Genomic DNA, 11,386 nt, shown 5'->3' on the forward strand with positions numbered 1-11,386 from the left:
ACTCGTCTCGTTCGCCTCGCCGTGCGTAGTCCCGCTCGTGCCCGGGTATCTGGCATATATGGCCAGCATCGTGGGTGCAGAGCGCCCGGCGGTGACCGTGCAGGCCGCCGAGCAACGCCGCGCCGAAGCCAGCACGCTCACTCTTGAACAGCAGCGTCAGCGGGTGTCATCGCGACGACGAGTCGTCCTCGCCGCGGTGCTATTCGTTGCTGGATTCACGGTGGTCTTCGTGCTGCTGTCGGCGATGGTGCTGGGCACCGTGCAATACCTCGCCCCCCAGCAAGAATTGCTGCAGCGGCTCGGCGGTGTGGTGACCATCTTGATGGGTCTGGTGTTCATCGGGGCCATACCCGCCCTCCAGAGGGACACTCGAATGCAGCCGAAAGCGCTTTCCACCTGGGCGGGCGCGCCGCTACTTGGCGCCGTCTTCGCCCTGGGATGGACGCCGTGTCTCGGACCGACGCTGGCAGCGGCGTTGTCGGTGGCCGCCGGAACCGGACTCGACGCCGCACGCGGAGTACTGCTCATCGTGGCGTACTGCCTGGGGCTCGGACTGCCTTTTATCGTGGTAGCCTTCGGTTCGACGAGAGCCATCCGCACGGTGGGCTGGCTGCAACGACACACGCGAACGATTCAGATCGTCGGCGGCATCATGCTCATTGTCGTCGGAATCTTGCTGCTCAGCGGCATATGGACGCAGTTCGTGTACTGGCTCCGCGACTTCGCCGTCTCAGACACCACTTTGCCGATCTGACAGTGCTCCGATGGTCTCTCCTAACTCGAGTCGAGTCTGTCTGTCCGAAAAGAACCTTGATCGGATCTTGACGAAACGATGACCCAGATCTCGCATTTCGCCCCGCAGAATCGAGTTTCTAAGACAGGCAAGGAGTTGAGTCTGATGGGGTGGTTTTACGGTATGAACTGGATCGACATCGTCCTGTTGATCGCGTTCGTACTCGGTTTCTGGGCGATGGTTCTGGCCTTGACGACCAGTCTTTTCGGAGGGCATCGGCACCTACGCGGGTCTCACTCTCCTGCTACTGGGGTCGTCTCTTCCGGTATCTCTTTCGGATCTCACGTAGGGACCGCGACTTCGCGAAACGCCGATCATGATGAACGCTGACGCCACGGGGCGGGCAGGTGCGCTAAGACGTGCGCCGCGCGTGCTGGTCTCCCGCCGGTCTTTCTTGGCCGGATCGCTTCTCGCCGGCGCCGGCGCTCTGACTGCATGTTCTGGTTCCGGAGCAGCCACGGGCAGTCCCGTGGGAGCCTCGTCAGATCTCGTGAGGCGGCTTGAGCAGGAGCGACGCTCCCCCGGCCAAACGGTGGTATCTGCGCAGTTGACCCCCCGTCCGGTCGACGTTGATCTGGGTGGCCGAGTCGTCTCAACGTGGGGATACGACCAACAATTGCCAGGCCCACTGGTGCGGGCCCAAGCTGGAGAGCGGCTGCAGATCACCGTGGACAACCAGCTGCCCCAGGAGACCAGCGTGCACTGGCACGGGATCGCCATGAGCAACGACATGGACGGGGTTCCCGGGTTGACGCAGGACCCGATCGCACCAGGCACCACGTTCACCTACGACTTCACCGCCCCAGACCCGGGCACGTACTTCTACCACTCACATTCGGGTCTGCAACTCGATCGGGGCTTGTACGGAGTGGTGATCATCGATGATCCGGGCGAGCCCGGCGACTACGACCATGAATGGCTCGTGGTCCTTGACGACTGGGTCGACGGGACCGGTCGGACTCCCGACGATGTCGCCCGTGATCTGGGCATCGGTGCCGACACCGCAGATGCCGGGATGCAGGGGATGGACCACGACATGATGGACATGCACGGGGGTGAGGGGTCGATGATGTCCCCCATCCTCGGCAGCGCCGGGGATGTCACCTACCCGCACTTTCTGATCAATGGTCGACTCCCTGTCGACCCCTACGTTTGGAGAGCGTCGCGGGGCCAACGCGTGCGCATCCGGTTCGTCAATGCCGGCGCCGACACCGCGTTCCGGGTCGCGCTTGGCGGGCACCGGATGACCGTCACTCACACTGACGGCTTTCCCGTGCTTCCCGAGGACACCGATTCTCTTCTGATCGGTATGGGTGAACGGTTCGATGTTGTGGTCACGCTCGGCGACGGCGTGTTCCCGTTGTTCGCTCAGCCCGAAGGCAAGGATGGCCACGCGCAGGCCCTTGTACGTACAGCAGCGGGCGATCTCCCGACGAATTCCCGACCAGTCGAAGTGGACCGGCGTCCGCTATTGGGTACCGACTTATCCCCCAGCGAGGCAGTACGTCTGTCTAGCCAAAGTCATGATCGGTACCACAGTGTTGACCTGGGCGGGACGATGTCGCCGTACCGGTGGACCCTCAACAGCCAAGTCCACCCGGATTCGGTGCCGCTGGAGGTCAACAGTGGGGAGCGGGTGCGGATGCGGATGCGGAACATGTCCGACATGTTCCATCCGATGCACCTGCACGGACATACGTTCGCGCTCGCGGACAGCGGGCTTCGCAAGGATACCGTCACGATTCGGCCGATGCGCACTATTGAGATCGAGTTCGACACCGATAATCCTGGCCAGTGGGCGTTGCACTGCCACAACGCCTATCACCAAGAGGCCGGGATGATGACCACTCTGTCTTACCTCGCCTGACCGGCAAGGTGATCCACTCGCGGGCCCGAAAGTCCGCAGAAGAAAGGGAACCCAGATGAATCGAAAGAAGCTTGTGATGACCGCCGCTGCCGCCGCGGTCCTGCTGGGGCTGTCCGCCTGCACCAGCGACGAGACCGACACGGCCAGCGAGACCACGACCGCCGTCGAGACCACTGCGACCAGCGGGAGTTCGACCACCGAGCAGGCAGAGGAATCAGCTCAGCATTCCGAGGCTGACGTGATGTTCGCCCAGATGATGATCCCCCACCATGAGCAAGCCATCGAGATGAGCGACATCATCTTGTCCAAGGATGATGTCCCCGCCGACGTCACCTCGCTGGCCGAGGAGATCAAGGCGGCCCAGGGGCCCGAGATCGCGCAGCTGACCGACTGGCTTGAGCAGTGGGGCGAGCCGACGCAGCCCGAAGGCATGGACATGGACATGGGCGGTGACCATGACATGGCGCAGATGGAGGGCATGCTCTCCGATGAGGAATTGCAGCAGTTGTCCGACGCTCCCGGCCCTGAGGCTGCCGAGTTGTTCCTTAACCAGATGATCGCCCACCACGAAGGTGCCGTGGCCATGGCCGAAGACCAGGTGGAGAACGGCACGTACCCGCCGGCTGTCGATCTGGCGCAAACCATCATCGACACCCAGCAGCAGGAAATCGACACCATGCAGCAGATGCTCGACTCCATGTAAAAAAACGAAAGCTCGCATTCCCGGCGGGGTCGATGGCAGTCCGACCCCGCCGGAGACCGTCTGGACATCAACACATTTTCTTGTCCCTGCCAGAAACGAGATACGCACTCATGCTTTCGCACCGAAAGCGGGCCTGGACCCCAATAGCCATCCTTGCATCGGCTCTCACCGCGACCGCGTGTTCAAGCCCGCAGCAGACGCCAGCACCCGAATCCGGGGACGCCTCATCGACGGTCGGCACCGCATTAACACCCGCGCTTGACCATGTGCACGGACTCCACCTCGATGCTGAGGGAAGGGTGCTGGCCGGCACGCATACGGGGCTTTTCGTCCTCAACCCCGATGGCGCGACCACCCGCGTCGGCGACGCCGACGACGACTTCATGGGGCTCACAGGCGCGCCCGGGACGGATAACCTCTACGCCTCGGGCCATCCCGGCCCGTCAAGCTCCGCCCCCAATCCTCTCGGACTCATCGAGAGTGTCGACGGCGGCCAGTCGTGGGCGACGAAATCCCTCTCCGGCGAAGTCGACTTTCACGCCCTGACCACCGACGGAAACACCCTTGTCGGATTCGACACCGCCAACGGAATTCGAACGTCCACCGACTCGGGCGTCAGTTGGACCGACGGCATCGAGATAGCCGCGAGAGCATTGGCGATTACCGACGAGGGCATCTGGGCCACAACCGCAGGAGGCCTACAACTCAGCACCGACATCGGGCGCACATTCGCATCAGTACCAGCTGCTCCCGAACTCCTGCTGATATCTGCAGCCGAAGACGGCACCCTCTGGGGGATCGACACCGACGGCACCGCCTGGCGCAAGAACGTCAACGACGATGAGTGGCAGCAGGGACCAGTCGTCGGTGATGTCGAAGCCATCATCGCCGCGGACCAGGACACTGCCTACGCTGCTGATGGACGGTCATTTCATACATTAACGATTCCCTGAAACGTCGTCGGCGGCGCAAACCAAGGCCGACCGAAGACGGAATGGAAACTACCGGTCAGAACGCATACGAACTCGAGGGAGAAGTGGTGAGGAAAGAAGCGATGCTCGCAGGCGGAGCCGCACCAGAGCGCACACCGGCGAAACGGCTTGCCTCGGTCGCGGTGGCCTTGGTGGCCGCAGTAGGGCTGAGCGCGTGCACGATCGGAGATACCGAGGACACCTCGACGGCCGCTGCACCGAAAGAAGCCCCCGCCGCTGCGGCCGTCATTCACACCTCGTTCGAAGATGGGACAGTGGCCGCGACGCCGCGGGAACCGATCGTCTTGGATGTGACAGACGGTGCGTTCGACGATGTCACGGTCACAAACGAAGAAGGCCGCGAGGTCGAAGGCGAGTTCAACGCGGAACGCTCCCAGTGGCGCACCACCGAGACTCTGGGCTACAACCGGGATTACTCGATCGAGGCGAGCGCTACTAACGACGACGGTGAGACGATTACAGACTCGTCCTCGTTCAGCACCGTGGTCCCGAACTCGACCACCAGCGCGAGCCTGGTGACCGGTCAGGGCCACACGGTAGGTATCGCGCAGCCGGTCGCGGTGCGTTTCGAGTCCGCCGTCGGCGACCGTAAGGCCGTCCAGGACGCCATCGAGGTCACCACGACCCCCGCCGTCGAAGGAGCCTTCTACTGGGTGTCGCCCTCGGAGGTTCGCTGGCGCCCCGCCGAATTCTGGGCACCGGGCACCGAGGTCGACGTCGACGTCAACATCTACGGCACCGATATGGGCGAAGGCCTTTACGGAGCCCAGGACGCAAACAGCAACTTCACGATCGGCGACGAGGTCATCACCACGATCGACGACAACACCAAGACAATGACGACCCGAATCAATGGCGAGGTCGTCAGCAGTAGCCCGGTCTCACTAGGAAAGGCATCGACACCCACCCCGAACGGCACCTACTACATCGGCGACCGATACGAATCGCTCATCATGGATTCATCGACGTTTGGTGTGCCGGTCGACTCGGCCGACGGCTACCGGCTTTCAGTCAACTGGGCCACCCAGATGTCCTACAGCGGGATCTACGTCCATGCCGCCCCATGGTCCGTTGAACAACAGGGCTTCACCAACGTCAGTAACGGCTGTATCAATGTCACCGACGCCTACGCCAAGTCGTTCCAGCACAGCAGCAACCGGGGCGACGTGGTCAAGGTCATCAATACCGTCGGACCGACGCTTCCCGGGACCGACGGGCTGGGCGACTGGAACATCCCGTGGGAAACCTGGCGTGCTGGAAATGCCGACCTAGCCTAAGAGGCCCTCGGCCAGGGTTCCGAACAATTGGTTGCGGATACAGACATGGCCGGGTGTTGGCCTGCGTTAATACGCGTCGCCCGTCTCTATGACGAACTGCTCGACTGCGGCAGCAAGGGCCTGGTTCGCGCTGCACCGCCAGCACGGTGAGCTCGTCTCCGCGCTTCCAAAGACCTTGCCGCCACGGCTCTTGCGCCCGCCTACTGGTCAATCCATACGGCGTCCGGGCGATCAGAGTGCAGGCGGAGTGAGCCGCGGACACAAGCGAACATCACCCTTGACCAATACCCCTACGGGGTATATGTTCATTGGTGTTCGGATTGATCCGAGCCATCGGATGTCTCAACGAACTACACCCGTCAACGGAAGGAGCCGTCATGGCTACCAGCACCAAGGAGTACACCGTCCAGGGCATGACCTGCGGACACTGTGAGTCGTCGGTCAAGGAGGAAGTCGGCGAAATCGCGGGCGTCTCCATGGTGGAGGCCTCGAGCAAGACCGGAACGGTGTCGGTCTCCGGCGAGGGCTTCACCGACGAGCAGGTCGTCGCCGCCGTCAAGGAAGCCGGCTACACCGTCACCTCTTGACGCGAAGCGATCTCGCCAGCCCCAGCAGCTGGCGAGATCCCTGGCCCCGAGCACACCACCCGTTCACCGTGAAGGATTGATCCTCGATGACCCAGACTCAACCCTCCCAGATGCACCCCGCGGTGGACCTGATCGACATAGATCTGGGCGTCACGGGCATGACCTGCACTTCGTGCTCGGGGCGGGTCGAGCGCAAGCTCAACAAGCTCGACGGGGTGGACGCCACGGTCAACTTCGCCACCGAGTCCGCGTCCATCTCCTTCGACCCGAGCAAGGTCGACACGGACGCGCTCATCGAGACCGTGCGCGGTGCGGGATACGACGCGTTCACGATGAAGAATGACGACGACCAGGCTGTGGACGCAACTTCCGCAGGTGGCGGCGCCGGTCCCCGAGACCAGATCGAGGAGGCCAGGGAACGCGAGACCGCAGACCTCAAACACCGTCTGATTGTCTCGGCTGCACTCACGGTCCCGGTGGTCTTGCTGAGCATGATCCCGGCACTGCAGTTCACCAATTGGCAGTGGGCCGTGCTGACCATGGCCACCCCCATCTTCTTCTGGGGAGGCGCACCCTTCCACAAGGCCACCCTCGCCAACCTGCGGCACGGCTCGTTCACCATGGACACCCTGGTCTCCATGGGCACGGCGGCCGCCTACCTCTGGTCACTGTGGGCACTGTTCCTCGGCAACGCCGGCATGCCCGGCATGACCATGGAAGTGCATCTGCTGCCCACAAACTCCACGATGGACGAGATCTATCTGGAGACCGCCGCCGTGGTGATCTCCTTCCTGCTGCTGGGCCGCTGGTTTGAAACCAAGGCCAAGGGGCAGTCCTCCGCCGCACTCAAGGCGCTCCTCGACATGGGAGCCAAGGACGCCGCCGTCCTCCGCGACGGCGTCGAGGTCCGCATCCCCGTGGGTCAGTTGAAGGTCGGCGACATCGTCGTGGTGCGCCCGGGCGAAAAGATCGCCACCGACGGTCGCGTCACCGAGGGTTCGTCCGCGATCGACGAGTCCATGCTCACCGGCGAATCCGTCCCGGTTGAGGTCACGTCCGGCTCCACGGTGACCGGCGCAACCATGAACACCTCGGGAAGACTGCTGATCGAGGTCACCCGCACCGGCGAGAACACCACACTGTCCCAGATGGCCAAGCTGGTCACCGAGGCGCAGTCCAAGAAGGCCCCGGTCCAACGACTGGTCGACCGCATCTCGCAGGTCTTCGTGCCCATCGTGATCGTCATCGCGATCATCACCCTGCTCGTGCACTTGTTTGTGGTGGGAGCGGGACTGGCCACCGCGTTCACCGCCGCCGTGGCCGTGCTCATCATCGCCTGCCCGTGCGCACTGGGCCTGGCCACTCCCACCGCACTCCTGGTCGGTACCGGCCGCGGCGCCCAGATGGGACTGCTCATCAAGGGGCCCGAGGTCCTAGAGTCCACCCGGCGCGTCGACACCATCGTCATGGACAAGACCGGCACCGTCACCTCCGGAGTGATGTCCGTCAGCCAGGTCACCACTGCCGCCGGATTCGACCGGACGGATCTGCTGGTCAAGGCCGCTGCGGTGGAGGCCGCGTCCGAGCACCCGATCGCCCAGGCCATCGCCCGCGAGGGTGCAAAGAGTCTGGCGGGCGAGGGCCCCGTGGCCGACAGGGAGGCCGGATCCGCCATTCTGCCGGAGGTCACCGGGTTCACCAATACTGCAGGCCGTGGCGTCACGGGCACCGTCGACGGTGCCGTGGTGACCATTGGTCGCCCTGAGGGCTCCCTGCCGGCGGACCTGCGGACCGCGTTCGACGATGCCCAGAAGCAGGGCGGCACCCCTGTGGTCGCCCAGATCGACGGCACCGTCGCGGGCGTGATCACCGTCCGCGACACCGTCAAGCCCACCTCCGCCGAGGCGGTAGCCGGACTCAAAGCTCTCGGATTGACCCCGTGGCTGCTCACCGGCGACAACGCCGGAGCCGCACGTGTCGTGGCCAGCGAGGTCGGCATTGATCCGGCCAACGTGATCGCCGAGGTCATGCCCCACGACAAGGTCGCCCAGATCGAGAAACTGCAGGCCAAGGGCAAGAACGTCGCCATGGTCGGCGACGGCGTCAACGACGCGGCAGCTCTCGCCCGGGCCGAGCTCGGACTGGCGATGGGCGCCGGCACGGACGTGGCGATCGAAGCCTCCGACATCACTCTGATGAACGACGACCTGCGATCCGCCGTGGACGCGATCAGGCTGTCACGCCGGACCCTGGGCACCATCAAGGGCAACCTATTCTGGGCGTTCGCCTACAACCTCGCACTGATCCCCGTCGCTGCGATCGGACTGCTCAACCCCATACTCGCAGGCGTCGCAATGGCGTTCTCGAGTGTGTTCGTGGTGACCAACTCCCTACGCCTGCGCGGGTTCACCTCAAGCCACGCGACCCCCAACCACGACCAGACCAGGAGCCAGTCATGACGGATACGCCGGACCTCGCCATCGACCCTGCAGCCGAGCACGATGCCGAAGCCGCTGGCTGCGAGACCCACAGTCACCACGGCTACATGAAGGAAAAGGACCGCTACAAGGCCCGGCTCAAGCGGATCGAGGGCCAGGTGCGGGGCATCCACCGCATGATCGATGAGGAGCAGTACTGCATCGACATCCTCACCCAGGTCAGCGCCATCAATTCCGCACTGCGCAACGTCGCCCTCGGCCTGCTCGACGACCACATGCGCCACTGCGTCGCCGACGCAGTGAACGAGTCCGACGAGGCCGCAGAGATCAAATTCAAGGAAGTGGCCGACGCCATCGCCCGCTTCTCCCGCTAAGCGGGGGCGGGTAGGTGCATGGGAGGCCCCGGCAAGGTCGCGAGCAGGATGCTTCGCGGATGTAGCCGAGCCCCGAAATTCGGTGAACACGCCTCACCAACATACCCCGTTGGGGTATAGTTTGCGGGTGGGAAAGCCAATGAACTCGCACGGCAGAAACCAGGAGAGAACATGACATCTGATCGAATTCAGGATCCGGTCGACGCCGCCGGTTAGCTCGACGAACTCGCGGGCCCTATCCCGGGCTGGCAACCCGGTTGTTCCAATCGTCCCAGGCCATCACCGCAGGTCGTCACCGAAAAAGCCTTCGGGTTCGAGCAATGTGGCTACGGAGTCGGGCCAAAGGCAGCTCACCCTGGCCCACGCCCTTGGGCGCCCGAAAGACCAGCAGCGGCGGAGGGTGCTTCCATCGTTCCGAGCGCCCTAGAAGGGAGCCGCCATCATCGTGGCGCCAGCCCGAACCACTCCCCTGACGAACATCTTGAGCAAACCTCCACAATCTCCACCACAATCCGCTGGCTCACCCACGATCCTGACTGTCTGCCGGACCCCAGAACGCCAGGACGTGCGTCATCACCGACGGGAACGGCGATCCTGGGATGGGCGGTGTCACGAACGTGGTCGGCCGAGCACAGATGTCAGCACGATTCGATACCCTGCGGCGGTATCGGCTCGTGGCCCGGAGCAACTGCTACTTGGCCCCACGTGAAGAGATGTCCATGACCCCTAGAACACATCATGCGCTAGGGCTCACCGCTGTCAGGGAATCATGTTCTTGCTGTTTCACTCCCTCGAAACTCCTGCATATCGAAGCTGCCGGACGCATGCCGCTCGAAGATCACGCCAACCAGGTGGCAATGGACAAGACGGAAGGGACCAAATGAATCAGTCGCACGATCATCATGACCACGCCCACAGTCACGGATCCGGCGGAGCCGCGGCCGGGCACCTCAACGAGCGAGACACGGCGGTAGCTGAGCACCATCACCCGGACGGGCCCCAGGAGACGACGGGCCACGCCCATGCGGGGCAGCATCACGCTGGCCATGAAGACCATGGCGGTCATGCCGGGCACGGAGACCATGTCGGGCAGTTCCGACGTTTGTTCTGGATCATGCTCGTCTTGGCGGTGCCGGTGGTCGGCTTCAACGAGATGTTCGCCGACCTCATCGGTTACCAGCTGCCCGACGCCGGATGGGTGTGGTGGGTCTCCCCCGCCCTGGGCACAGTGATTTATCTCTGGGGTGGTCGGCCGTTCCTTACTGGCGCGGTGTCTGAGGTTCGCGCTCGGCAGCCCGGCATGATGCTGCTCATCGGCTTGGCGATCACCGTGGCGTTCATCGCCTCCTGGGGCGCAAGCCTGAGCTTGTTGGATCATGAGCTGAACTTCTGGTGGGAACTGGCGCTGCTGGTGGTCATCATGCTGCTGGGCCACTGGATCGAGATGCGCTCCCTGGCGCAAACCACCTCTGCACTCGACTCCCTGGCGGCACTGCTACCCGATGAGGCCGAGAAGGTCGACGGCGACGACGTGGTCACCGTCGCACCGGCCGATCTGCTGGTCGGCGACGTCGTAATTGTCCGCCCCGGTGCTTCTGTGCCCGCCGACGGCAGGATCATCGACGGCTCGGCCAGCATGGACGAGTCCATGGTGACCGGCGAATCCAAGGCGGTCCGGCGTGAGATCGGCGAGCAGGTGGTCGCCGGCACGGTGGCCACCGACTCCGGCTTACGCGTCGAGGTCTCCGCAATCGGTGACGACACTGCCCTGGCCGGAATTCAGANATCCATGGTCACCGGCGAGTCCAAGGCGGTCCGGCGTGAGATCGGCGAGCAGGTGGTCGCCGGCACGGTGGCCACCGACTCCGGCTTACGCGTCGAGGTCTCCGCAATCGGTGACGACACTGCCCTGGCCGGAATTCAGAAGCTGGTGGCCGACGCGCAGGCATCCTCCTCGCGGGCCCAGCGCATCGCTGACACCGCGGCCGGCTGGTTGTTCTGGTTCGCCCTCGCATCGGCCGTGATCACCGCTGTCATCTGGAGTGTTCTGGGGATGCCGGATGCGGGGGTGGTGCGCACGATCACCGTGCTGGTGATCGCCTGCCCGCACGCGCTGGGATTGGCGATTCCGTTGGTGGTCTCGATCGCCACCGAACGCGCCGCCCGCGGCGGCGTACTGATCAAGGACCGCCTCGCGCTGGAATCGATGCGAACGGTGAACTCTGTCCTGTTCGACAAGACCGGCACCCTGACCAAAGGCGAACCCACCGTCACCGGGATCAAACCGATCGAGGGACACACCGAGGACGAGGTGCTCGCCCTCGCTGCTGCGGCCGAGAGCGACAGTGAGCACCC

At 63.9% G+C, this 11,386-nt stretch carries 10 protein-coding genes; 9 read left to right on the forward strand and 1 reads right to left on the reverse strand.

The genetic code is table 11. The features are described 5' to 3' along the window. The 8 genes from AYO52_RS12915 to AYO52_RS12950 all read left to right on the forward strand — a co-directional run. The coding region (locus AYO52_RS12915; protein WP_216635325.1) for a cytochrome c biogenesis CcdA family protein at positions 1–754 on the forward strand (754 nt) is incomplete at its 5' end. Positions 755–1,112: 358 nt separating this feature from the next. Beyond that, positions 1,113–2,660, forward strand: coding sequence for a multicopper oxidase family protein (locus AYO52_RS12920; RefSeq protein ID WP_067718077.1), 1,548 nt, complete (start codon positions 1,113–1,115; stop codon positions 2,658–2,660). Positions 2,661–2,736: 76 nt separating this feature from the next. Then, the gene (locus AYO52_RS12925) at positions 2,737–3,363 is read left to right on the forward strand and encodes a DUF305 domain-containing protein (RefSeq protein WP_082924005.1); all 627 of its coding nucleotides are present in this window, start codon (positions 2,737–2,739) and stop codon (positions 3,361–3,363) included. A gap of 110 nt (positions 3,364–3,473) precedes the next feature. Further along, positions 3,474–4,316 (forward strand): F510_1955 family glycosylhydrolase, encoded by an 843-nt coding sequence (locus AYO52_RS12930; RefSeq protein WP_253702140.1) that lies wholly within the window; start codon positions 3,474–3,476, stop codon positions 4,314–4,316. Between the two features lie 41 nt (positions 4,317–4,357). Continuing rightward, complete coding sequence (locus AYO52_RS12935) at positions 4,358–5,632, forward strand: Ig-like domain-containing protein (protein WP_216635326.1); 1,275 nt, start codon at positions 4,358–4,360, stop codon at positions 5,630–5,632. Between the two features lie 377 nt (positions 5,633–6,009). After that, the gene (locus AYO52_RS12940) at positions 6,010–6,219 is read left to right on the forward strand and encodes a heavy-metal-associated domain-containing protein (protein WP_007625927.1); all 210 of its coding nucleotides are present in this window, start codon (positions 6,010–6,012) and stop codon (positions 6,217–6,219) included. 86 nt (positions 6,220–6,305) lie between these two features. Next, positions 6,306–8,678, forward strand: a complete 2,373-nt coding sequence (locus AYO52_RS12945) for a cation-translocating P-type ATPase (protein ID WP_067718071.1) — start codon at positions 6,306–6,308, stop codon at positions 8,676–8,678. Continuing rightward, positions 8,675–9,031, forward strand: a complete 357-nt coding sequence (locus AYO52_RS12950; protein WP_017838595.1) for a metal-sensitive transcriptional regulator — start codon at positions 8,675–8,677, stop codon at positions 9,029–9,031. The genes AYO52_RS12945 and AYO52_RS12950 overlap by 4 nt, the downstream gene beginning before the upstream one ends. Before the next feature lie 838 nt (positions 9,032–9,869). Here AYO52_RS12950 and AYO52_RS18960 read toward each other — a convergent pair. Beyond that, positions 9,870–10,115: a hypothetical protein gene (locus AYO52_RS18960; RefSeq protein ID WP_007625921.1), complete on the reverse strand. Its 246-nt coding sequence runs from the start codon at positions 10,113–10,115 to the stop codon at positions 9,870–9,872. Positions 10,116–10,145: 30 nt separating this feature from the next. On the opposite strand from AYO52_RS18960, the gene AYO52_RS18355 reads away from it, so the two are divergent. Then, positions 10,146–11,386, forward strand: a 1,241-nt coding sequence (locus AYO52_RS18355; protein ID WP_156523607.1) for an HAD-IC family P-type ATPase, incomplete at its 3' end; no start/stop codon positions are given.

This window comes from Dietzia sp. 111N12-1 (genome assembly GCF_001658045.1).
Taxonomy (GTDB): Bacteria; Actinomycetota; Actinomycetes; order Mycobacteriales; family Mycobacteriaceae; genus Dietzia; species Dietzia kunjamensis.

What these genes read in the sequence shown, in the direction of transcription:
- AYO52_RS12920 (WP_067718077.1), top strand. Translation starts at nt 1,113, where the DNA reads ATGAACGCTGACGCCACGGGGCGGGCAGGTGCGCTAAGACGTGCGCCG.
- AYO52_RS12925 (WP_082924005.1), top strand. Translation starts at nt 2,737, where the DNA reads ATGACCGCCGCTGCCGCCGCGGTCCTGCTGGGGCTGTCCGCCTGCACC.
- AYO52_RS12930 (WP_253702140.1), top strand. Translation starts at nt 3,474, where the DNA reads ATGCTTTCGCACCGAAAGCGGGCCTGGACCCCAATAGCCATCCTTGCA.
- AYO52_RS12935 (WP_216635326.1), top strand. Translation starts at nt 4,358, where the DNA reads ATGGAAACTACCGGTCAGAACGCATACGAACTCGAGGGAGAAGTGGTG.
- AYO52_RS12940 (WP_007625927.1), top strand. Translation starts at nt 6,010, where the DNA reads ATGGCTACCAGCACCAAGGAGTACACCGTCCAGGGCATGACCTGCGGA.
- AYO52_RS12945 (WP_067718071.1), top strand. Translation starts at nt 6,306, where the DNA reads ATGACCCAGACTCAACCCTCCCAGATGCACCCCGCGGTGGACCTGATC.
- AYO52_RS12950 (WP_017838595.1), top strand. Translation starts at nt 8,675, where the DNA reads ATGACGGATACGCCGGACCTCGCCATCGACCCTGCAGCCGAGCACGAT.
- AYO52_RS18960 (WP_007625921.1), bottom strand. Translation starts at nt 10,115, where the DNA reads ATGGTCTCCGTGCCCGGCATGACCGCCATGGTCTTCATGGCCAGCGTG.